The 22,712-nt window shown below is 67.5% G+C and carries 20 protein-coding genes and 2 tRNA genes; 12 read left to right on the top strand and 10 right to left on the bottom strand.

Going from position 1 to position 22,712, the window contains the following annotated elements; genetic code table 11:
- Window positions 1-168: 168 nt before the first annotated feature.
- From RMP06_RS13395 to ispB, 3 genes are all read right to left on the bottom strand, one after another.
- Window positions 169-245 (bottom strand) — tRNA-Pro (locus RMP06_RS13395).
- 65 nt (window positions 246-310) lie between these two features.
- A tRNA-Pro gene (locus tag RMP06_RS13390) sits at window positions 311-387 on the bottom strand.
- Window positions 388-412: 25 nt separating this feature from the next.
- Window positions 413-1,354, bottom strand: a complete 942-nt coding sequence (gene ispB, locus RMP06_RS13385) for an octaprenyl diphosphate synthase (RefSeq protein WP_310462278.1) — start codon at window positions 1,352-1,354, stop codon at window positions 413-415.
- 284 nt (window positions 1,355-1,638) lie between these two features.
- Between ispB and rplU the strand changes: the two genes are divergently transcribed.
- The 5 genes from rplU (at window position 1,639) to RMP06_RS13360 (ending at window position 5,385) form a co-directional block, all read left to right on the top strand.
- Window positions 1,639-1,950 carry a 50S ribosomal protein L21 gene (gene rplU, locus RMP06_RS13380; protein ID WP_310462275.1) on the top strand — a complete coding sequence of 104 codons (312 nt, stop codon included), beginning with the start codon at window positions 1,639-1,641 and terminating at the stop codon, window positions 1,948-1,950.
- 46 nt (window positions 1,951-1,996) lie between these two features.
- Window positions 1,997-2,254, top strand: a complete 258-nt coding sequence (gene rpmA, locus RMP06_RS13375; protein ID WP_294000674.1) for a 50S ribosomal protein L27 — start codon at window positions 1,997-1,999, stop codon at window positions 2,252-2,254.
- A 111-nt stretch (window positions 2,255-2,365) separates the two neighbouring features.
- Window positions 2,366-3,469: a GTPase ObgE gene (obgE, locus tag RMP06_RS13370; protein WP_310462274.1), complete on the top strand. Its 1,104-nt coding sequence runs from the start codon at window positions 2,366-2,368 to the stop codon at window positions 3,467-3,469.
- A gap of 7 nt (window positions 3,470-3,476) precedes the next feature.
- Entirely contained in the window at window positions 3,477-4,595 is a 1,119-nt protein-coding gene (gene proB, locus RMP06_RS13365; protein ID WP_310462273.1) for a glutamate 5-kinase, read from the top strand.
- A 193-nt stretch (window positions 4,596-4,788) separates the two neighbouring features.
- Window positions 4,789-5,385 (top strand): PEP-CTERM sorting domain-containing protein, encoded by a 597-nt coding sequence (locus tag RMP06_RS13360; protein WP_310462272.1) that lies wholly within the window; start codon window positions 4,789-4,791, stop codon window positions 5,383-5,385.
- 77 nt (window positions 5,386-5,462) lie between these two features.
- On the opposite strand, the gene metH is transcribed toward RMP06_RS13360, so the two are convergent.
- From metH to RMP06_RS13335, 5 genes are all read right to left on the bottom strand, one after another.
- Window positions 5,463-8,207: a methionine synthase gene (gene metH, locus RMP06_RS13355; protein WP_310462271.1), complete on the bottom strand. Its 2,745-nt coding sequence runs from the start codon at window positions 8,205-8,207 to the stop codon at window positions 5,463-5,465.
- A gap of 17 nt (window positions 8,208-8,224) precedes the next feature.
- The gene (locus RMP06_RS13350) at window positions 8,225-9,301 is read right to left on the bottom strand and encodes a homocysteine S-methyltransferase family protein (protein ID WP_310462270.1); all 1,077 of its coding nucleotides are present in this window, start codon (window positions 9,299-9,301) and stop codon (window positions 8,225-8,227) included.
- A 62-nt stretch (window positions 9,302-9,363) separates the two neighbouring features.
- Complete coding sequence (locus RMP06_RS13345; protein WP_310462277.1) at window positions 9,364-11,643, bottom strand: ATP-binding protein; 2,280 nt, start codon at window positions 11,641-11,643, stop codon at window positions 9,364-9,366.
- Between the two features lie 212 nt (window positions 11,644-11,855).
- Entirely contained in the window at window positions 11,856-12,101 is a 246-nt protein-coding gene (locus tag RMP06_RS13340; protein WP_310462269.1) for a BTH_I0359 family protein, read from the bottom strand.
- A gap of 33 nt (window positions 12,102-12,134) precedes the next feature.
- The gene (locus RMP06_RS13335; RefSeq protein ID WP_310462268.1) at window positions 12,135-13,238 is read right to left on the bottom strand and encodes a DUF3108 domain-containing protein; all 1,104 of its coding nucleotides are present in this window, start codon (window positions 13,236-13,238) and stop codon (window positions 12,135-12,137) included.
- Window positions 13,239-13,334: 96 nt separating this feature from the next.
- Between RMP06_RS13335 and RMP06_RS13330 the strand changes: the two genes are divergently transcribed.
- The 7 genes from RMP06_RS13330 to glcF all read left to right on the top strand — a co-directional run bounded on the left by RMP06_RS13330 (window position 13,335) and on the right by glcF (window position 21,074).
- Window positions 13,335-14,168 (top strand): fumarylacetoacetate hydrolase family protein, encoded by an 834-nt coding sequence (locus RMP06_RS13330; RefSeq protein WP_310462267.1) that lies wholly within the window; start codon window positions 13,335-13,337, stop codon window positions 14,166-14,168.
- Between the two features lie 2 nt (window positions 14,169-14,170).
- Window positions 14,171-15,136, top strand: a complete 966-nt coding sequence (locus RMP06_RS13325) for a TraB/GumN family protein (protein ID WP_310462266.1) — start codon at window positions 14,171-14,173, stop codon at window positions 15,134-15,136.
- A 77-nt stretch (window positions 15,137-15,213) separates the two neighbouring features.
- A complete protein-coding gene (locus RMP06_RS13320) occupies window positions 15,214-15,849 on the top strand; it encodes a PhaM family polyhydroxyalkanoate granule multifunctional regulatory protein (RefSeq protein ID WP_310462265.1) in 636 nt (211 codons plus the stop codon).
- Window positions 15,850-15,880: 31 nt separating this feature from the next.
- A complete protein-coding gene (locus RMP06_RS13315) occupies window positions 15,881-17,095 on the top strand; it encodes an FIST signal transduction protein (RefSeq protein ID WP_310462264.1) in 1,215 nt (404 codons plus the stop codon).
- 69 nt (window positions 17,096-17,164) lie between these two features.
- Window positions 17,165-18,667: an FAD-linked oxidase C-terminal domain-containing protein gene (locus tag RMP06_RS13310; protein WP_310462263.1), complete on the top strand. Its 1,503-nt coding sequence runs from the start codon at window positions 17,165-17,167 to the stop codon at window positions 18,665-18,667.
- A 13-nt stretch (window positions 18,668-18,680) separates the two neighbouring features.
- A complete protein-coding gene (gene glcE / locus RMP06_RS13305) occupies window positions 18,681-19,802 on the top strand; it encodes a glycolate oxidase subunit GlcE (protein WP_310462262.1) in 1,122 nt (373 codons plus the stop codon).
- Window positions 19,803-19,808: 6 nt separating this feature from the next.
- Window positions 19,809-21,074: a glycolate oxidase subunit GlcF gene (gene glcF, locus RMP06_RS13300; RefSeq protein WP_310462261.1), complete on the top strand. Its 1,266-nt coding sequence runs from the start codon at window positions 19,809-19,811 to the stop codon at window positions 21,072-21,074.
- A gap of 1 nt (window position 21,075) precedes the next feature.
- On the opposite strand, the gene RMP06_RS13295 is transcribed toward glcF, so the two are convergent.
- Window positions 21,076-21,558 (bottom strand): SMI1/KNR4 family protein, encoded by a 483-nt coding sequence (locus RMP06_RS13295; protein WP_310462260.1) that lies wholly within the window; start codon window positions 21,556-21,558, stop codon window positions 21,076-21,078.
- Window positions 21,559-21,560: 2 nt separating this feature from the next.
- The gene (tgt, locus tag RMP06_RS13290; RefSeq protein ID WP_310462259.1) at window positions 21,561-22,700 is read right to left on the bottom strand and encodes a tRNA guanosine(34) transglycosylase Tgt; all 1,140 of its coding nucleotides are present in this window, start codon (window positions 22,698-22,700) and stop codon (window positions 21,561-21,563) included.
- Window positions 22,701-22,712: the final 12 nt, after the last annotated feature.

Raw genomic sequence — 22,712 nt, 5'->3', positions numbered from 1 at the left:
CTGATCGGGTTCATCGCGCAGTCGGTGTCGCTGACGGCGGCGATGTCGGTGGTGGTCATCGGGACGGCGCTGCTGGCGTTGGGGGCGCGGCGGGTGCCTGCGGCGGATTGAGTCTGCTGTAGTGCAGAAGCAAAAAAATCGCGCTCAAGGGCGCGATTTTTGTTTGCATGGTCGGGGTGAGAGGATTCGAACCTCCGGCCTCTACGTCCCGAACGTAGCGCTCTACCAGGCTAAGCTACACCCCGAAAAACAAATCGCGCCATGAACAAACCATGTGGCGCGATCGTTTTGAATTGTCTAACCGTCTTCTTGGTCGGGGTGAGAGGATTCGAACCTCCGGCCTCTACGTCCCGAACGTAGCGCTCTACCAGGCTAAGCTACACCCCGTGTGCTGACGAACTGCCCTGAAAACTCAAGCGTTCCTGTCAACTGCCAAGACTGACAATGTTAGCAGCGCATCCTTGAATTGGGAAGGGGGCAGAGCCGAAATGTACTGTTGCGCACGCTGCGCCTCGTCGCGCGCCGCTTGGCGGGTGGCATCCAGCGCACCCGTGCGGCGCACGATCTGGATGATTTCATCGAGCCGTTCGACCTCGCCGTGTTCGATCGCGTGGCGGATCAGGTCGCGCTCGGCCGCACTGCCGTTGCTCATCGCAGTCAGCAGCGGCAGCGTCGGCTTGCCTTCGCGCAGGTCGTCGCCGACGTTCTTGCCCAACGCGGCGGTGGCGCCTTCGTAGTCGAGCAGGTCATCGACGATCTGGAACGCCGTGCCCAGTGCCTGCCCGTAGGCGGCGCAGGCGGCCTCGACTTCCGGTGTCGCGCCTGCCAATACGGCACCGATGCGCGCACTCGCCTCGAACAGCTTGGCCGTCTTGTAGCGGATGACCCGCAGGTAGTCCTCGACGCTGGTGTCGGGGTCGTGCATGTTCATGAGCTGCAGGACTTCCCCTTCGGCGATGACGTTGGTGGCCTCGGCCAGCACGTCGAGCACGCGCATCCGGTCCACCGACACCATCATCTGGAAGGCCCGCGAGTACAGGAAGTCACCCACCAGCACGCTGGCCGCATTGCCGAACAGTGCGTTGGCAGTCTTGCGGCCCCGGCGCAGCGCGGATTCATCGACCACATCGTCGTGCAGCAGTGTGGCAGTGTGGATGAACTCGACCGTCGCGGCCATCTCGAAACGCTCCGGGCCTTCGAAACCGAGGGCGCGGGCGAACAGCAGGACGAGCTGCGGGCGGATGCGCTTGCCCCCGGCGCTGACGATGTAGTGCGAGATCTGGTTGATCAGCGCGACTTCCGAGGCCAGGCGGCGGTGGATCACGGCATCAACCTGCGCCATCTCGCCGGCCATGAGTTGCGTGACGGCGGAGGGGGTCGGCTTGGTGGCGGTGGCGAAGCTCACGAGGAGGGGCTGGTTGGGATGCGCAGAATCCGCGGATTATAGGAACCCTGTCACAACTGCAGATGGACCCGTGTTTGGTCGGACACGCTTTGCGGCTTGTGGCTGTGATGAGAAGCCGACAGCTTGGGGAGGAAGCCGTGCAAAGCGTGGCATAATCTTGGGCTTCGCGTTTGTCGCCAGGATGTTGCTGGCGTCAGCACGCGGAAAAACTTTACCCCCAAGAAAGGGCTGATATGTACGCGGTCATAAAAACCGGTGGCAAGCAATACAAGGTTGCAGCCGGCGAAAAAATCAAAGTAGAACAGATCACTGCGGACGTTGGCCAAGAGATCGTGATCGACCAGGTGCTCGCCGTTGGAAGCGGTGCAGAACTCCGGGTTGGCGCTCCCTTGGTTGAAGGCGCAACGGTGACGGCCACGGTGCTGTCGCATGGTCGGCACGACAAGGTGCGCATCTTCAAGATGCGCCGTCGCAAGCACTACCAGAAGCGCCAGGGCCACCGCCAGAACTACACCGAGCTGCAAATCAGCGCGGTGCTTGGCTGATTCCCGTCGCCTCTCCCATCCAGCACATCCTCAGAGGATCTGAACCATGGCACAGAAAAAAGGCGGCGGTTCCACACGGAACGGCCGCGACTCCCAACCGAAGATGCTCGGCGTCAAGGCCTATGGCGGCCAGGTCGTCACCGCAGGCTCGATCATCGTGCGCCAGCGCGGCACCCGTTTCCATGCAGGCAGCAATGTCGGCATGGGCCGTGACCACACGCTGTTCGCGCTGGTCAATGGCACCATCTCGTTTGCCACCAAGGGCGCCGAGAACCGCAAGACCGTGATCGTCACGCCGGTCTGACCGACCGCGCTGCGACGCTTGCGCGCATGAAGCCCCGGCAAGCCGGGGCTTTTTTGCTTTGAAGTTCGTTGAGACCATGGCGGTGATGCGCCTGGACGCTGGAGTACAAGCATGAAATTTGTCGATGAAGTCACCATCGATGTGGCCGCCGGCAACGGCGGCTCCGGCTGCGCCAGCTTCCGGCGCGAGAAGTTCATTCCCTTCGGCGGACCGGACGGCGGCAACGGCGGCCGTGGCGGTCACGTCTATGTCGTGGGCGACCGCAACCTGAACACGCTGATCGATTTCCGCTACATCCGCCGCTACGAAGGCCGCAACGGCGAATCCGGCCGGGGTTCGGACCAGTTCGGTGCGGCGGGCGCGGATGTGGTGATGCATGTGCCGGTCGGCACCATCATCCGAGATGCCGAGACCGAAGAGGTCATTGCCGAGTTGCTCACGCACGGCGAGCAGATCATCCTGGCCAAGGGCGGCGATGGTGGATTCGGCAACCTGCACTACAAGACCAGCACCAACCGTGCGCCCCGGCAGAAAACCGTCGGCTGGCCCGGCGAGATCAAGGCGCTGAAGATGGAGCTGCGTGTGCTGGCAGATGTCGGCCTGCTCGGCATGCCCAACGCTGGCAAGTCCACGCTGATCACCGCGATTTCCAACGCGCGCCCCAAGATCGCCGACTACCCGTTCACGACGCTGCACCCCAACCTCGGGGTGGTGCGGGTCGGTCCGAGCAAGAGCTTCGTGGTGGCCGACGTGCCGGGCCTGATCGAAGGGGCCTCCGAAGGCGCCGGTCTGGGGCATCTGTTCCTGCGCCACCTGCAGCGCACCCGCGTGCTGCTGCACATGGTGGACGCGGTGCCGTTTGACGATGGCGTCGATCCGGTCGCACAGATCCGCGCCATCGCCAAGGAGCTGAAGAAGTACGACAAGGCGCTCTATGACAAGCCGCGCTGGCTCGTGCTCAACAAGCTCGACATGATTCCTGACCCCGAGGAACGCAAGAAGCGCATGAAGGACATCGTGCGCCGCTTGCGCTGGAAGGCGCCGGTGTTCGAGATTTCGGCACTGACGCGCGAGGGTTGCGAACCCCTTGTCCGGGCGCTTTACCAGCACGTTGCTGCGCTCAACGCCCCCCCGATCGAGGTGCCGGATGTCCGCTTCGTCGAGGCGGACAACGAGTCCCTGCCGCCGGATCCGGCCGATCCGCGCTTCCGCTGAGGTCGCCATGAGTGAGGTTCTGCTGAACGCCCGCCGCATTGTCGTCAAGGTCGGCTCCAGTCTGGTCACCAACGAGGGCCGCGGTCTGGACGCCGAGGCGATCAACGCCTGGTGCGTGCAGCTCGCCGCACTGGTGCGGCAGGGGCGCGAGGTGGTGATGGTGTCGTCAGGCGCCATCGCCGAAGGCATGAAGCGCCTGGGCTGGGCGACGCGGCCGAAGGAGCTGCACGAGTTGCAGGCCGCTGCCGCGGTCGGGCAGATGGGCTTGGCGCAGGTCTACGAAACCGCCTTGCGCGAACAGGGCCTCGGCAGCGCACAGGTGCTGCTGACCCATGCCGACCTCGCCGACCGAGAGCGCTACCTGAACGCCCGCTCGACGCTGCTGACGCTGCTTGGCCTGGGCGTGGTGCCGGTGATCAACGAAAACGACACAGTGGTCACCGATGAAATCAAGGTCGGCGACAACGACACGCTGGGTGCTCTGGTGGCGAACCTCGTCGATGCGGATGCGCTGATCATCCTGACCGACCAGAAGGGGCTGTACTCGGCCGACCCGCGCAAAGACCCGGACGCGAAGTTCATCCACGAAGCGGTGGCAGGGACGGCCGAGCTGGAGCAGATGGCCGGTGGTGCGGGTTCCAGCATCGGCAAGGGCGGCATGATCACTAAGATCCTGGCCGCGAAACGGGCGGCCGGCAGTGGTGCGTCCACCGTGATCGCCTGGGGCCGCGAGCCGGATGCGCTGCTGCGGCTGGTGGCGGGCGAATCCATCGGCACGCTGCTGGTGGCGACGACCCCAAAGGTCGCGGCGCGCAAGCAGTGGATGGCTGACCACCTGCAGCTCAAGGGCGCGGTGGTGGTGGACGATGGCGCGGCGCTCAAGCTGCGCGACGAGGGCAAGAGCCTGCTGCCGATCGGCGTCGTGGAAGTGCAGGGCGACTTTGCCCGTGGTGACGTGATCGCCGTGCGGACACAGGCTGGGATCGAGATCGCCCGTGGTCTGGCGAACTACGCCTGTAGCGAGACCCGGCTCATCGCGCGCAAGCCGTCGTCGCAGATCGAGGGGCTGCTGGGCTACGCCAACGAGGCGGAGCTGATTCACCGGGACAATCTGGTTCTCGTGTGATATCTGAAAAATCGACCCCCTGGACTGTGGTGATGGGGACTTGATTGTTCAGTTCTGGCGTGGGTGACACCCGTGAAACGGGGTAGTCAATTGTTTGGTACTGCCTAGACTTGGCTCTGAACTGTTCGGACGTGCTGACATCAGATTCAGCACCGGTATCGGCAGTCCGCACCAAGTCACGGAGAGACCTATCATGCACATGCCTTCTTCCTTTCGTCTTGCTTCCATCGCTGCTGGCGTCGCACTGACGCTGCTGGCCGGCACCAGCCACGCTCAAGTCACCGGGCTGGATGACACGCAGTTCAACTTGGCGCTGGGCGTCGAGTGGTTCACTGGCGGTACCGCCGCTTCGATCGGCACGATCGCGGGCAACACGTTTGCCGCGTTGGATAACACCGAGTACATCTACCAGAGCTTCACGGTCGGCGCTGGCACCAGCTACACGGTGAGCTTCGATGCGTACGGCACGGGCTTGGCCGAGCTGTTCAACTCGACGACGATGGGGGCTCCCGACTACGGTTCCTACGCCGGTGTGCTCAGCTCTGCTCCGGGTTCCTGGGGCACGCCGCCCACGCCGGGCTGGCAGAACGTCTCCTTCACCTTTGTGGCGAATCCGCTGGCTTCGTACCACCTGTACTTCTCTGGCCAAGGTGCGCAGGGTCTGCTGGTCGACAATGTGGCTGTGACCATGGCGGCTCCGGTTCCCGAACCCGAGTCCTACGCGATGATGCTCGCCGGCCTCGGCGCGCTGGGCTTCATGGCCCGTCGCCGCAAGCAGTCGCAAGCCTGAGCTTGATCGACCCGGCAGCTTCGGCTGCCATGAAAAAAGCGCCTCCACCGAGGCGCTTTTTTGCTGCGGATGTCGATTCAGCCCAGCACAGGCGCGAGCGCTCGGCGCGCCTCGATTTCGCTCAGTGATTGTCTTGCCGCGAAGTCCGCTAACTGGTCTTCGCCGATCTTGCCGACGTTGAAGTACGTGGAATCCGGGTGCGCGAGGTAGAACCCGCTGACACTCGCCGCCGGGGTCATCGCCATGCTTTCGGTCAGCGTCATGCCGATATCGGGTGCATCGAGCACGTCGAACATCACCCGCTTGACGAGGTGGTCCGGGCAGGCCGGATACCCCGGCGCCGGGCGGATGCCACGGTACTGCTCGGCGATCAGGGCTTCGTTGCTCAGCGCCTCGTCCGCCGCATAGCCCCACAGTTCGGTGCGCACACGCTGGTGCAGCCGCTCGGCAAAGGCTTCGGCCAGCCGGTCGGCCAGCGCCTTGAACAGGATCGCGCTGTAGTCGTCGAGATCGTCGATGAACTGGCGCTCCTTCTTCTCGATGCCCAGCCCGGCGGTCACGGCGAACAGGCCGATGTAGTCCGGCTTCGTCCCCTTCGGAGCGATGAAGTCGGCCAGACTCCGGTTCGGCCGGCGCACGCCGTCGATCACCGGCCGCTCCGACTGCATCCGCAACGGCTGCCAGCGCAGCACCACGGTCTCGCGGGACTCGTCGCTGTAGACCTCGATCGTGTCGTCGTCCACCGTGTTGGCGGGCAGCAGGCTGATGACGCCATTGGCCTGCAACCAGCGGCCCTCGATGGCCCGCTGCAGCATCCGCTTGCCATCGCTGAACACCCGCACCGCCTCGCTGCCGACGATCTCGTCCTTCAGGATCTCCGGAAACTTGCCCGCCAGATCCCAGGTCTGGAAGAACGGCGCCCAGTCGATGCATTGCGCCAGTTCCGCCAGATCGTAGTTACGGAATATGCGCCGCCCGATGAACTTCGGCTTCGGCGGTGTGTAGCCTGCCCAGTCGACCGGCGTCTTGTTGGCGCGTGCGGTCGCCAGCGGCACCATCGGCGTGGCCTTCTTGTTGGCGTGCTGGGTGCGGACGCGGTCGTAGTCGGCATTGAGTTCGTCGATGAACTTGGCGGCGCGCTCGTCGCTGAGCAGGTCCGAGCACACGCCGACCGAGCGCGAGGCATCCGGCACGTAGACCACCGGCCCGGTGTAGTGCGGCGCGATCTTCACGGCGGTGTGGACCCGCGAGCAGGTGGCGCCACCGATCAGCAGCGGCGTCTGGCGTTCTCGGAAGTAGTCATCGCGCTGCATCTCGGCGGCAACGTGCTGCATCTCCTCCAAGCTCGGCGTGATCAGCCCGGACAGGCCGATGATGTCCGCGCCTTCCTCGCGTGCCTTCTTCAGGATGTCCTGGCACGGGACCATCACGCCCATGTTGACCACCTCGAAGTTGTTGCACTGCAGGACCACCGTGACGATGTTCTTGCCGATGTCATGCACGTCGCCCTTGACGGTGGCGATGACGATCTTGCCCTTGGGCTTGGCTTCACCGCCCGCATCGACCATGGCCTTCTTTTCGGCCTCGATGTAGGGCAGCAGGTGCGCGACCGCCTGCTTCATCACGCGGGCCGACTTGACTACCTGCGGCAGGAACATCTTGCCCGCGCCGAAGCGGTCGCCGACGATGTTCATGCCGGCCATCAGCGGGCCTTCGATGACGTGCAGCGGCCGACCGCCTCTGGCCGAAATGGCCTGCCAGGCTTCCTCGGTGTCGGCGTTGATGAAGTCGGTGATGCCGTGGACCAGCGCGTGGCTCAGGCGGTCACCGACACTCACCAACTGCTCGGCCGTGCCGCGCCACGCCAGCTTGGCCGAGTCGTCCTTGGCGGCGCCCTTGGCGGTTTCGGCGATCTCGATCAGGCGCTCACCCGCGTCGGGACGGCGGTTCAGCACCACGTCCTCGACCCGCTCACGCAGGACCGGCTCCAGGTCGTCGTACACCCCGACCATGCCCGCGTTGACGATGCCCATGTCCATGCCGGCCTGGATCGCGTGGTACAGGAACACGGTGTGGATTGCCTCGCGCACGGGTTCGTTGCCGCGGAACGAGAAGCTCACGTTCGACACGCCGCCCGAGACCTTGGCGCCCGGCAGGTTGGCCTTGATCCAGCGCGTGGCGTTGATGAAGTCCACGGCGTAGTTGTCGTGTTCCTCGATGCCGGTGGCGATGGCGAAGATATTGGGGTCGAAGATGATGTCTTCTGGCGGGAACCCGACCTCATCCACCAGCATCCGGTACGCCCGCTCGCAGATCTCGATCTTGCGGGCGTAGGTGTCGGCCTGGCCTTTTTCGTCGAACGCCATCACCACGGCCGCTGCGCCGTAGCGCCGGACGAGCTTGGCCTGCCGTTTGAACTCGGCCTCGCCTTCCTTCATCGAGATCGAGTTGACGATGCCCTTGCCCTGGATGCACTTCAGGCCGGCCTCGATCACGCTCCACTTCGACGAGTCGATCATGATCGGCACGCGGGCGATTTCCGGCTCCCCGGCGATCAGGTTCAGGAAGCGCACCATCGCCGCCTGGCTGTCGAGCATCGCCTCGTCCATGTTGATGTCGATGACCTGCGCGCCGTTCTCGACCTGCTGGCGGGCGACGGCCAGGGCGCGTTCGTACTCGCCTGCGAGGATCATCCTGGCGAAGACCCGCGAGCCGGTGACGTTGGTGCGTTCGCCGACGTTGACGAAGAGCGTGCTGGCGCCGATCTCGACGGGTTCGAGGCCCGACAGGCGCATCGGCGGAGGGGTGAGGGGGGTCGTCATGTTCTTGTGGTCCCGGTTCAGGCGGTGGCCGTGGCGTCTTCGGTCATCAACGAGGTGAACGGCGTGGCGTGCTGGCAGCGCGGCTGGTACTTGCCCACGCGCTCGGCGATGGCGCGGATGTGGTCTGGCGTCGTGCCGCAGCAGCCGCCGGCGATGTTCAGGAAGCCGGCCTTGGCGAATTCCTCGACCAGCGCGCCGGTGATCTCCGGCGTCTCGTCGAAGCCGGTGTCGCTCATCGGGTTGGGCAGGCCGGCATTCGGGTAGCAGGAGATGAAGGTGTCGCCCGCGATGCGCGACAGCTCCTCGATGTACGGCCGCATCAGCGTGGCGCCGAGTGCGCAGTTCAGCCCGATGGCGATCGGCTTCGCATGGCGCACGCTGTTCCAGAACGCGCCCACCGTCTGGCCGGACAGGATGCGGCCCGAGGCGTCGGTGACGGTGCCGGAGATGATCACCGGCAGGCGCTCGCCGGTGTCCTCCATCAACTCGTCGAGCGCGAAGATGGCGGCCTTGGCGTTGAGCGTGTCGAAGATGGTTTCGACGAGGAAGAGGTCGCAGCCGCCGTCGAGCAGGCCCTTCGCCTGTTCGTAGTAAGCCGCGCGCAGTTGGTCGAAGCTGGTGTTGCGGGCGCCAGGGTCGTTCACGTCGGGGCTGATGCTGGCGGTGCGCGGCGTCGGGCCGAGGGCGCCGGCCACGAAGCGTGGCTTGTCCGGCGTCGAATGGCGGTCGCAGCAGCCACGGGCCAGCTTCGCCGCGGCGACGTTCATCTCGTAGGCCAGCGGTGCGAGGTCGTAGTCCTCCTGTGCCACGCTGGTGGCGCCGAAGGTGTTGGACTCGATGATGTCCGCGCCGGCCGCGAGGTACTGGTCGTGGATCTCGGCGATCACGTCCGGGCGGGTCAGCACGAGCAGGTCGTTGTTGCCCTTGAGATCCTTGCCGTGGTCACGCAGTCGCTCGCTGCGGAAATCCGCTTCGGTGAGCTTGTAACGCTGGATCATCGTGCCCATCGCGCCGTCGAGGACGACGATGCGCTGGCGGAGCAGCTCGGGCAGGCGTGCGGCGCGGGTGTAGGCGGGGGTCGGGGCGGCAGTCATCCCGGGATTGTAGGCAGGCGGGGCTGGATCTGCCCCACCTGTCTCGGCGGCCCGACGGGCGTTCAGTGCACAAAGCCGATGCTGCGCCGCTCGCGTACCTGCGGCTTCACGCGGTGTTCGCCTTCGAGCTGCGACAGGAACTCGTCCGCATCGAAGGCTTCACCGAGGATGTCCACCTGCCGCCGCACCGCCGCGAAGTCGCCGCACGCCAGTTGGTCCAGCACGCTCAGGCGCTGGCGCTGCTCGTCGGTCAGGCGCGGGGCGTCGCCGTCGAGCGCCTCGGCGATGAACATCCGGACGCGCTGGTCCGGCAGCAGCGGCTGGAAGTGCAGCTTGAAGGTGAAGCGGCGCAGCGCCGCCTCGTCCAGATCCTCGAACAGGTTGGTGGTGCAGATGAAGACGCCGCCGAAGCGCTCCATGCCCTGCAGCATCTCGTTGACCTCGGTGATCTCGTAGGTCCGCTCGGCGCGCTTGCGGCTGCGCAGGAAGCTGTCGGCCTCGTCGAGCAGCAGCACCGCCTGTTCGGCTTTCGCCTCGTTGAACATCTTGGCCATGTTCTGTTCGGTCTCGCCGACGAACTTGCTGACCAGATCGCTGGCCTGCCGGACCATCAACGGCCGGCCGAGTTCGCGGGCGATGTGCTCGGCGAGTGCGGTCTTGCCCGTGCCCGGTGCGCCGTGGAAGCACAGGGCGCCATGGCCGCGCCGCTTGAGCGCCTCGACGATGCGTGGAATCTCGAAGCGGCTCTCGACGTTCAGCAGGCTCAGGTCGTAGGTCGTCACCACCGGCCGGGCACGGTCGGCCTGGCGATCGACGGTGCCGAGCGCGAGGTCGGCGTGGGCGATCTGGCGCTCGATCAAGGCTTCGATCGATTGCAGCGGTGCCGCCCCTTGCGCATCGCCGATCAGCTTGGCGAAGCGCACGGCGGTGCGGATCTGCGCCGGGGTCAGGGCCTGGCGCTGGGTCAGCCGTTCGACGAATTCGGCGCTGACGGGGGTGTCACCGAGCGCCCGCAGCACGAGTGCCTCTCGGGCACCCGGCGGCGGCGACTTCAGCTCCAGGTGGTACTGGAAGCGGCGGCGGAAGGCCGGGTCGATCTGCTCGATCCGGTTCGTGACCCACAGCACCGGCACCGGGTTCGTCTCCAGGATCTGGTTCACCCACGCCTTGCCGTTGACGGACGAGCTGCCGCCGTGGCCGGCATCGCTGCTGTCCATGCGTGCCATGAGCTGCGCGGCGTCGGACGAGATCGGCGGGAACACGTCCTCCACCTCGTCGAACAGCAGCGCGACGTTCGGGCTGGCCTTCAGGAACACCTGGCTGATCTGCAGCGAGCGGTAGCGGTCACGGCCGGACAGCGAGTTGCCGTCGCGGTCGGCGTATTCGACCTCGTACAGCTCCAGGCCGGCGGTCTGCGCGACGACGCGGCCGAGTTCGGTCTTGCCGGTGCCGGGCGGGCCGTACATCAGCACGTTCACCCCCGCCTCGCGCCGCTCGACCGCGTTCTTCAGCAGCGCGATCAGCACGTCCACCTCCTCGCCGACAAAGTGGAAGTCGGCCGGGGTCAGCTCGCTCTTGGTTGCCGGCCGGGTGAAGACGGCCATCAGGTCTTGCGGGTCGCGGTACTCGCGCATCAGCACCGGCGGCAGCTGGTCCGACACCTTCATCAGGTCGGCGAGGTCGGTGATGTTGTGCTCGGAGATGAGGTTCTCGATCATGCCGATGCGCTCCAGCCGCGAACCGGCGCGCAGGGCCTCCGCCACGTCGCGCTGGTCAACCCCGGCCACTTCGGCGATGGTCGCGTAGGCCTCCTGCGCGCTCGACACCTTGAACTCGACCAGCAGCCCGCGCAGGTCGCGCTGGTAGCGGGCGAGCGTGCCGTACAGGATCAGCGCCCGCTCGGCCGGGTTGAGCTGCAGCAGGCCGGCCAGCACCTCGACGTTCTTCTCGACCAGCGTGGCGCTCTCGCGCAGGTGCTGGCCCAGCCACTCGCCGGTGGTGCCGAGCACGGCCATCAGGTCTTTCGGCGCGTCCTTGATGTACTCGTCGAGGTAGAAGAAGAGCGTGCCTTCCTCATAGGGGCCGCGCCACCAGCCGTGCTTTTCCAGGAAGGCCACGTCGTCGAGTGCCTCGTGACCGACCCAGGCATCGTGTTCCTTGACCCGGCGGCCCAGGAACTCGCGCAGGCGGCCGAGCACGGTGACCGGCCAGACCAGGTGCCGCGCCGTGAGCGCAAGCAGGCTGTTCCAGTCACGCCGGCCGGCGAAGCGGCCGGCCTGCCGCAGCGTGAGCGTCAGGACGAAGTGCGAACACAGCTGGTCGAGCACCGGTGCGTCGTGCATCCCGGGTGAGAGCAGCACGGGAGCACCGCCGGGGCGGCTGCGGGAGCGGCGGACAGTCTGCCTGGACACTTCCTTGCGCATGCAAGCTCCTCGGGGGGTTCAAGGACGGACGATCGAGACAAGGCCATCTTCGCGCCAATGGCCGATCGGACGCAAGTTGCAAAACGCGTGGCAGCCGGGGCCGTTTACGCGTCGTTGCACTCGGCCCGGATTCAGTGGAGCACGACCGGGTGGTGGGCCAGCGTCGTGTAGCCGGACAGGAAATCGTCGATGCGCGCCTCGTCGTCTGTCTGGCTGATGAGGTATTCGACACCGGCCAGGAAGTGGTCGGCCAGCAGTCCGCCGAGGTAGATTTCGCGCCGGCTGGTCTTGTCGACGATCTCGAACCCCTGACCGGCCACAGTGTTCCCGGCAAAGCGCATGACGGCGAAGTTTTCCGAGTTGTAGAGCATGTGCATGGTGCAGTCCTCCTGGGTGTTGGTTGGGGGGCGTCAGGTGGGTTGAAGCCCGTCGAGGGTCAGCTCCAGCGGGTCGCCAGAGGGCTCGCTCAGGCGGATGCGCACGGGCCAATGCTGCTGGCGGGTGTCGATCCAGACTTCGGCGCGGGTGTCGTGCGGGCCGTCGGGCTCGCGGCGCAACTGCCACAGGCCTGTGCTGTCCTGGCCCTGCACGGTGAAGACCCAGCGTTGCACGTCGCCGCCAGTGCTGGCCACGTCCATCTCGATGGTGCTGCCGGCGCGCCACTCGCCCGCCGGCGGCGAGGCCATGCGGGTGGCGAGCTGGGTGATCCAGCTCAGGCGGTCCTGGGCACCCGGCGTCAAGGGTTCCTGGCCTTCACGGGCGGAAAACAGGATGCGCGGCGGGCCCTGGTCGCGCACGAAACTCAGCGCCCGCTCGCTGCGCTTGAGGCGGCGCTCGGTGTGGCGCAGGGGCGCGAGGCCACCAGCGTCGAGGCGGCCTTCGCTGGTCTCCAGGAAAATCTGTCCGAAAACGGGCACACGGGCCTCCAGCCGCATCCGGTAGGTGCCACCGTCGCGTTGCCAGTCGATCTGGCCGGTGCCAGCCAGCGGCCCCTTTTTCATGCGGTAAAGCAGGCGCACCGAGGGCGGCGCGGTCAGCGCGCTGGAGGCGGCAGCCGGTGCTCCTCCGCGGGTGGCGGCATTGCCGACAGCGGCCAGCGCGAGCAGGCGGGGCTCGGCGTCCGGATCGGCCGGTGCGCTGGCGAGTTCGAGCATGACGGCTTGTGTCTGGGCCGGCTCCTCGTTGGCGATAGCCGCCGCCGGCCGCACCACAGGCACAGCGACAGGCTTGCGTTGGCGCTGCGGCGGCGCCACGGGTGCGGCCGATGGCGTTGGCGTCGGCAATGCCGCTGCCGCCAGGAAGGCCGGCCCACCCGCGTCGGGTGCGGGCAAGGTCGTCACGCTGCGAGGGGCCGTTCGGGCCACGACCGGCGCCTCGCTGGGCAGGCTCCAGGCGTCGATGACCCACAGGTGCCCCACCACCACGGCCACCAGCGCCAGTCCCAGCGCCGGACGCGCGCCGAGGCGGCGCAGCGGGTCGGCGGTGGTGGCGGGCGGATGGGAGACGGTGGGCATGGTCGCAATCTACAACGGATCCTCGGCGGCCCGTCCTCAACGTGCGAGTGGGCCTGCACGGTGACAGCCTTGACCCCTGCATGCCATCATCGACGGATGAAACTCGCGACCTACAAGGACGGATCCCGCGACGGTCAGCTCGTCGTGGTCTCGGCCGATCTCACCCAGGCCCACCACGCCAACGGCATCGCCACGCGGATGCAGCAGGTGCTGGATGACTGGAACTTCCTCGCGCCGCAGTTGGAGGACCTGGCCCGCACGCTGCAGCAGGGCAAGGCCCGGCACGCCTTCCCCTTCGATCCGCGCATGTGCATGGCGCCGCTGCCACGGGCTTACCGGCTGGTCGATGCCCAGCCGTGCGCCGACGCCGAGCTGCCTGGCGCCGGGCTGGCAGGCGACATGAACGCCGGTGCGCAGGACGCGCTGCCCTTCGATGCGGCTGAAACCGACCTGGGTGCGCAGCTGGTGGTGGCGCTCGGTGATGTGCCCCGCGGTGCAGGTGTCGATCAGGCGCGTGACGGCGTGCGGCTGGTGATGCTCGCCAACCACTGGCAGTGGCGGGTGCAGGGTGAACGGGTGGCGTCGGCGATGGCCTGGGCGCCAGTGGCCGTGACCCTCGACGCGCTGGGCCGCGCCTGGCACCGTGGACGGTTTGCGCTGACGCTGTGCGCTGCGGTCGACGGCCAGCGGCTCGCGCCGGTCGAGACGGCCAAGGCCGGTGCAGCGGACACGGGTGGGCTGATCGCGCAGCTGGCGCGCCACCGGGCGGTGTCGGCCGGCACGCTCCTGGCGCTGCCCGGCCCGGCCCGCACGGCGCTGAACGGGGCAGCACGGGTGGAGGTCGAGGCGTTCGATGCAACGGGCCAGTCGGTGTTCGGCGCGATTTCCCAGACGCACAGGACCGCGGAGGTCTCGGCTTTGCCGGGTTGACCATGGCACAGGGGCTGTTCCGCCGGGTTGTCGTGTGCCTGTGGGCCTTGCTTGCCACTGCGGCGGTGGCCCAGACACGGGCTGCAGATTGCCCACCCACCCCGGAGCCCTTCAGCCCCGCCGAATTGCAGGCGGAGGAGCACAAGCAGGATGACCACGGTTTGCTGTGGCGCATCGAGAAGGACGGGCGCACCTCGCACCTTTACGCGACGATCCACCTCGCCCGGCGCGAATGGGCGTTGCCGGGACCGCAGGTGCGGGCGGCGCTGCAGGCGTCTGACCGGGCCGCATTCGAGCTGAACCTGCTCGACCCCGCAGTGCTGGACCGGCTGCAACGCGCCGCACGGCAACGCCCCGGCGGCCCGCGCCTGCCGCCGCAGGAGACCCGGCAGATCGCCCACGCGGCGCGCCAGGCCTGTGTGCAGGGCAGCCTGGATGGGCTGCGGCCCGAGCTGCAGGTGGTCACGCTGGTGTCGCTGGCGATGCGGCGTGACGGGCTGGATCCAGCCTGGGGCATTGACAGCACCTTGATGCGGCGGGCGCAGGCGCTGGGGGTACCGATCGTGTCGCTGGAAACCCCCGAGCAGCAGATGGCCCTGATGGTGCATGACGCGGCCGGCCCGGCGCTGGTCGCCGTGCGGCAGGGACTGCAGGAGCTGCGCAGCGAGACATCGCGCACGGTGGTGCAGCGCCTGGTCCGTGACTGGGCCGAGGGCAGGCTGACCGATCTGGAGGATTTTGCCGCCTGGTGCGCCTGCCAGGACACGCCGCTGGACCGTGCGCAGCACCACGCCACCGTCGATGCCCGCAACCCCGCCATGGCCAACCGCATCGCTGCGCTCCACGCGCATGGGCATGCGGTGTTCGCCGCCGTCGGTGCGCTGCACATGCTCGGGCCGGCCGGCTTGCCGCAGCAGATGGCACGCCGCGGTTTCCTGGTGCAGCGCATCCCCCTTGTCCCCCCTTAACGTCAGTGACACTGCGGGCATCGCTGGGCACAATGGACCAGCCGTTCAACACCGTCCCTGACCCCAAGGAAAATAACATGACAGACTCCACCGCCTTCAGCGAATCGTTCAGCAAGTTCGTCCCTGGTTTCGAGTTTCTCCAGGGGCTGGTCAAGAACGCCGGGCAGACGCTCCCGAGCATCGGCCAGTGGGTCGCGCCGACACTCGATCCGGCCGAGCTGGAGCGCCGCATCAACGAGCTGCGCACGGTGCAGTTCTGGCTGGAGCAGAACGCCCGGATGATCGGCACCACGGTGCAGGCGCTCGAAGTGCAGCGCATGACGCTGGGCACGCTCAAGAGCATGAACGTGCAGATGGGCGACCTGGGCGAGGCGCTCAAGGTGCGTCCGATGAGCGGCCTGTTCCAGGCGGCCGCCAGCACGGCCACCGCGGCGCCGTCTCCGGCGCCTGCGCCCGTGCCTGCAGCGCCCGAACCTGCGGCTGCGGTTGCACCTGCCGTCGACCCGATGCAGTGGTGGGGTGCCCTGACCCAGCAGTTCACCGAGCTGGCCACCCAGGCGATGCAGGCCACCTCCGAGGCCACGACCGAGGCCCAGGCCCGCGCCGCCGACGCGATCAAGGCCACCGCGGAGGTCACCGCCGCACCCGTACCTGCGTCCGCGCCCATGGCTGCACCGCGCAAGACCCCCGCCCGCAAGTCTGCCAAGGGCTGATCCGGCATTCCTGCGCCGCACCCGCTGATCCATGCACACCTTCCTCACCGCACACGCCACCCATCCCGACGCGCACATGGCGCTGGCGCTGGTGGCGGCCCAGATTGATGCCCAGCGGGCGGGGCTGTCCCCTTTGGCGGACGACCCCGGCACGTTCACGCTCGGCTTCATCTACATCACGGATCACTACGCGGCACGTGCCGATGCGCTGCTGGCCGAGTTGCGCCAGCGCTGGCCGCGGGTGTCGTGGGTGGGCGGCGTCGGCATTGGCGTGGCGGTCAGCGGGGTCGAGTATTTCGACGAGCCTGCGCTGGTGCTGATGCTGGCCGATCTGCCACCGGGCAGCTTCGAGCTGTACAGCGGCGAGCGCCCGCTGGTGCGCAGCGACGTCCACACGGCGCTGGTGCATGGTGACGGCCAGACCCCGGACATGGGTGAACTCGTCGCCGAGCTGGCCCAGCGCACCACCAGTGGCTACCTGTTTGGCGGATTGATGGCCTCGCGCCACCGCAGCGTGCAGTTTTGCGCGCCTGCGGTGTCGAGCGGATCCGCACCGCTGTCGGGCGTCTACGAGGGCGGGGTCTCGGGTGTGGCCTTCACGCGCGAAGTGGGGCTGCTGTCGCGGGTGTCGCAGGGCTGCCAGCCGATCGGGCCGGTGCGCCATGTGGACGAGGCGCGCGACCACATCGTGGCCGTGCTCGACGGCAAGTCGGCGCTGTCGTGTCTGCTGAACGACCTGAACATCGACCTCGACCACCCGCGCGAAGCCGTGCCGCGCCTGCGTGCGACGCTGGTCGGGCTGACCGGGGCGCAGGACGACGTGTTCGGCCGCGGCAGCCAGTTCGGCAGCGACACCTGGGTGCGGCACCTGATCGGCCTGGACCCGATGCACCACGCCGTGGCCGTGGCCGCGCGGGTCGAACCGGGCATGCAACTGACCTTCTGCACCCGCAGCGTAGAGGCGGCGCGGCGTGACCTGGTGCGCATCTGTGCCGAGATCCGCGAGGAGCTGAGCCCCGATCCCGACGAAGGCGACGGTGCGCCGGCCAGTCGCATTGCAGGAGCCATCTACGTGAGCTGCTCCGGGCGGGGCGGGCCGCATTTTGGCGGTCCGTCGGCCGAGATGCAGTTGGTGCGACACGCGCTGGGGGACGTGCCGCTGGTGGGTTTTTTTGCCAGTGGCGAAATCGCGCGCCACCATCTGTACGGATACACCGCGGTCTTGACGGTCTTTTTGCATTCTTGACCATGGGCCCGTGAAACCGGCCGCCAACCCATTACAGTGCGGCCCACCTTTGCTGGAGAAGTTTTTCCGATGAACGCCCCCTTGCCGCACGACGCCCTGGACGCCGCTGCCCGGCGCGAGCGCCAGAGCCGGCTTGTGCAGGCGCTGTCCTCCGTGCTGCCCGCGCACGCGCTGCTGTGGCAGTCCGAGGACACGATTCCGTACGAGTGCGACGGTCTGACCGCCTACCGCACGCAGCCGATGGCGGTGGCGCTGCCCGAGACCGAGGAGCAGGTCGCCAATGCGTTGCGTGTCTGCCGCCGCCTGGAGGTGCCGGTCGTGGCACGGGGGGCCGGTACCGGCCTGTCCGGTGGCGCCACGCCGCACCGCGACGGCCTGACCCTGTCGCTCGCCCGCTTCAACCGCATCCTGACCATCGACCAGCGTGCGCGCACCGCCGTCGTGCAGTGCGGCGTGCGCAACCTCGCCATCAGCGAAGCCGCAGCGCCCTTCGGCCTGTACTACGCGCCGGATCCGTCCAGCCAGATCGCCTGCACCATCGGCGGCAACGTCGCCGAGAACTCGGGTGGCGTGCATTGCCTGAAGTACGGTCTGACGCTGCACAACGTGCTCAAGGTCCGCGGCTACACGGTCGAGGGCGAGCCGGTCGAGTTCGGCAGCGCGGCGCTCGACGCCCCCGGGCTGGACCTGCTCAGCGTGGTCATCGGCAGCGAAGGCATGCTGGCCGTCATCACCGAAGTCACCGTCAAGCTCGTGCCGCGCCCGCAGATCGCGCGCTGCATCATGGCCAGCTTCCCCACTGTGGAAACGGCGGGCGATGCGGTGGCCGAGATCATCGCCGCCGGCATCATCCCCGCCGGACTGGAGATGATGGACAAGCCGATGACCGCCGCGGTCGAGGATTTCGTGCACGCCGGCTACGACCTGGAGGCGGCGGCCATCCTGCTCTGCGAGAGCGACGGCACGCCCGAGGAAGTCGAAGAGGAAATCGGCCGGATGACCGAGGTGCTGCGGCGCTGTGGCGCGAGCCGGCTCGAAGTCAGCCGCGACGAGACCCAGCGGCTGAAGTTCTGGTCCGGCCGCAAGAACGCCTTTCCGGCATCCGGCCGCATCAGCCCGGATTACCTGTGCATGGACTCGACCATCCCTCGCCGGCGCCTGGCCGACATGCTGCGCGCCATCGCCGAGATGGAGTTCCGCCACGACCTGCGCTGCTGCAACGTCTTCCATGCCGGCGACGGCAACCTGCACCCGCTGATCCTGTTCGACGCCAGCCGCCCCGGCGAGCTGGAGCGGGCCGAGGCCTTCGGCGCCGAGATCCTGGAGACCAGTGTCGCCATGGGCGGCACGATCACCGGCGAGCACGGCGTGGGCATCGAAAAACTCAATTCCATGTGCGTGCAGTTCGCGCCCGAAGAGCGCGAGATGATGCTGGCGGTGAAGCGGGCGTTCGATGCCCCCGGCCTGCTCAACCCCGGCAAGGTGATTCCTTCCCTCCACCGCTGCGCCGAGTACGGAAGAATGCACGTCAAGCGCGGTCTGCTGCCTTTCAGCGAACTGCCCCGTTTCTGAACCACACACCACCATGAGCAAGGCACTCGACAGCCTGATCGAACGCGTCCGCGCCGCCCGCGAGGGGCGCGGCAGCCTCGCCATCCGTGGCGCAGGCACCAAGTCCTTCTACGGCGAACCCCTCCAGGGCCAGTTGCTCGACGTGCGCGGCCTCACCGGCATCACGCGCTACGAGCCGAGCGAGCTGGTCATGACCGTGCGCGGCGGCACGCCCATCGCCGAGGTCGAGGCCGAACTCGCCCGCCGCAACCAGTACCTGGCCTTCGAGCCGCCGCGTTATCCCGATACCGAGCGTCCCGGCCAGCGCGGCGGCACCATCGGCGGCATGGTGGCCACGGGGCTGTCAGGCCCGTCGCGGGCAGCCATGGGCAGCGTGCGCGACTACGTGCTGGGCATGACGATGCTCACCGGCAAGGCCGAGGTGCTGACCTTCGGCGGGCAGGTGATGAAAAACGTCGCGGGTTACGACGTGTCCCGCATGGTGACTGGCTCGCTGGGCATCCTCGGGGTGATCTGCGAGGTCTCGCTCAAGGTGATGCCCACGCCGTCCTACACCAGCACGCTGCGCTTCGACTGCTCCGAAGGCGAGGCGCTGGACCTGCTGCAGCGCTGGGCCGGCCAGCCGCTGCCCATCAACGCCACCGCCTGGTGGCAAGGGGCGCTGGTGGTGCGGCTCTCGGGGGCGACCACCGCCGTGGCGGCGGCCAACCAGAAGCTCGGTGGCGAGCCGATCGACAACGCGCTGGCGCAGCGCTTCTGGCTCGGCATGCGCGACCAGACCGATGACTTCTTCGTCGATGCGCGCCGGTCGCTGGCCGATGGCGCGGCGCTGTGGCGCTTGTCGGTGCCGTCGGGCGCTCCGCCACTGCCGCTGCCGGGCGACCAGCTGATCGACTGGGGCGGTGCGCAGCGCTGGTGGGTCACGCGCGAGCCGGCGGCCCGCGTGCGCCAGATCGCCACGCAGGCCGGCGGCCACGCCACGCTGTTCCGTGCCCGCGACAAGGCCGCGGCGTCCAACGGCCTGGGCGTGTTCGCGCCGCTCAAGCCACCGCTCGACCGTATCCACCAGGAACTCAAGCAGGCCTTCGACCCCGATGGCGTGTTCAACCCGGGCCGTCTCTACCCGGGACTCTGAGCCAGCATGCAAACCGACCTCGCGCCTGAATTCAAGGGCACTCCTGATGGCGACCGCGCCGAAGAGATCCTGCGCCGCTGCGTCCACTGCGGTTTCTGCACCGCCACCTGCCCGACCTACCAGCTGCTCGGCAACGAGCTGGACGGGCCGCGTGGCCGCATCTACCTGATCAAGCAGGTGATGGAAGGCCATGAACCCACGCGCAAGACGCAGCTCCACCTGGACCGCTGCCTGACCTGCCGCAGTTGCGAGACGACCTGCCCGTCGGGCGTCGAGTACGGCGCCCTGGTCGAGATCGGCCGGCGCGTGGTGGACGCCAAGGTGGAGCGTCCGCGGGCCGACCGTGGCGTGCGCTGGATGCTGCGCGAGACGATGACCTCGCCCAGCTTCGGCCCGATGCTGAAGGTGGGGCAAAGCGTACGCGCGCTGCTGCCGGGTTTGATCAAGAACAAGGTGCCGCCCAAGTTGAGTTCAGCCGCGATGGCCCATGCCCAGCGCTGGCCGACCCGCGAACACCACCGCAAGGTGCTGATGCTGCTGGGCTGTGTGCAGCCGACGCTGGCGCCCAACATCAACAGCGCCACGGCCCGGGTACTGGATGCCTGCGGGGTGCAGACGCTGGTGTCCGACGAAGCCGGCTGCTGCGGCGCGGTGCGCGACCACCTCGGCGACCATGAGGGCGCGCTGACCGACATGCGCCGCAACATCGACGCCTGGTGGCCCAAGGTCGACGGGCTGGGTGGGGTGGAACCGGTTGAGGCGATCGTCTTCAATGCGTCGGGTTGCGGCCTGTCGGTCAAGGACTACGGTCACGCGCTCGCCCACGATCCGGTCTATGCCGAGAAGGCCGCGCGCATCGCCGCCGTTGCGCGCGACCTGTCCGAGTTGCTGCCGACGCTGATCGCCCCGCTCAAGGCCATCATGGGCCAGCGCCGCGCCCATGGCGTGCTGGCCTACCACCCGCCGTGTACCTTGCAGCACGGCCAGAAACTGCGCGGCGGTGTCGAGGCCGCGCTGGCCGAGATCGGTTTCGAGGTCCACCTGCCGACGCAGGACAGCCACCTGTGCTGCGGCTCGGCCGGCACGTATTCCGTGTTGCAGCCCGAGATCGCCTACCAGCTCCGTGACCGCAAGGTGCAGACGCTGGAGGCCCGCCAGCCCAGCGTCATCATCTCCGGCAACATCGGCTGCATCCAGCACCTGCAGTCCGGCACGCAACTGCCGGTCAAGCACTGGGTCGAGGTGATCGACGAGGTGCTGGCGGCAGGGTGAGTTACGCGGCGGTGCCTTGCCACCAGCGGGTGAACCACTCGCCGAAACTGCGACCTTGCACGGCGCGTTCGCCCGAGTCGTGCCACATCGTGATGACCTGACCGACCGTGCCACCCGCTGCGGGATCCAGATCCAGGCAAAGGTGGTTGCCGCCACCGTCGTGGGTGAACGGGATCCAGCGCGGGTTCCACCAGTCGTTGCGCACGCCCGCGGCCGGTGACGAGTGCAGAGCCTTGAACCTGCCCGCGTCGTGCAGACCCTTCCAGAGCTGCCACTGTGCGAACACGGTCTGCGTCGAGAGGAACTCCTGTCCGTCGAACAGCCCGTCCGCCAGGCCGCGCTGGCCGTTGTGCTGCTGCAGCACCTGCAGGTAATCGGCTGGCAGCGTGACGCCGAGTTTCTGCTGCAGCGCGGTGAGGTCGGCGTCGGTGGCGGGCGGATTCAGATCGTCGCTCGACAGGGTGGGGGGCCAGCGCAGGTCCATCGCTACACCCCGCGGGCGCGATCGGCCTTGAACTGCGCCTGAAATGCCGCGAACTCACCGGCATCCAGCGCATTGCGGATTTCCTGCATCAAATTCAGGTAGTAGTGCAGGTTGTGGATGCTGGTCAGCATCGGGCCGAGCATCTCGCCGCAGCGGTCGAGGTGATGGAGGTAGGCGCGGCTGAAGTTCTGGCAGGTGTGGCACGCGCAGCTCATGTCCAGCGGGCCTTCGTCCGACTTGTGGCGCGCGTTGCGGATCTTCAGGTCGCCGAAGCGGGTGAAGAGGTGGCCGTTGCGGGCGTTGCGGGTCGGCATCACGCAGTCGAACATGTCCACGCCGCAGGCCACGCCTTCCACCAGATCCTCCGGCGTGCCGACCCCCATCAGGTAGCGCGGCTTCTGGCTCGGCAGCAGGTGCGGCGTGTGGCGCATGATCCGCAGCATCTCGTCCTTCGGCTCGCCGACCGAGACACCACCGATCGCGTAGCCGGGCAGGTCCAGTTCCACCAGTCCGTTCAGCGACTCCTCGCGCAGGTGTTCGAACATGCCGCCCTGCACGATGCCGAAGAGCGCGTTCGGGTTCTCCAGTCGCTCGAATTCCGCCTTCGACCGCTTGGCCCAGCGCATCGACAGCTCCATCGACACCCGCGCTTCCTTCTCGCTGGTGGTGTGGCCGCTGCCTTTGACGCCTTGCCAGTACGGCGTGCATTCGTCGAACTGCATCACGATGTCCGAGTTCAGCACCGTCTGGATCTGCACGCTGATCTCGGGCGTCAGGAACAGCTTGTCGCCGTTGACGGGTGACGCGAACTTGACGCCTTCCTCGCTGATCTTGCGCATCTCGCCGAGCGACCAGACCTGGAAGCCGCCCGAGTCGGTGAGGATGGGCTTGTGCCAGTGTTCGAACTTGTGCAGCCCGCCGAACTGCGCCATCACGTCGAGGCCGGGGCGCATCCAGAGGTGGAAGGTGTTGCCCAGGATGATCTGCGCGCCCATCTCCTCCAGCGAGCGCGGCATCACGCCCTTGACGGTGCCGTAGGTGCCCACGGGCATGAAGATGGGGGTTTCGACGACGCCATGATTGAGCGTCAGGCGACCGCGGCGGGCGTGGCCTTCGGTGCCTAGGAGTTGGAATTGCAGCATGGGCGGGATTGT

This window comes from Sphaerotilus sp. (assembly GCF_031429695.1).
Lineage (GTDB): Bacteria > Pseudomonadota > Gammaproteobacteria > Burkholderiales > Burkholderiaceae_C > Sphaerotilus.
Note: the sequence above shows the minus strand (reverse complement) of the source record. Positions and strands in the feature narration are given on the sequence as shown.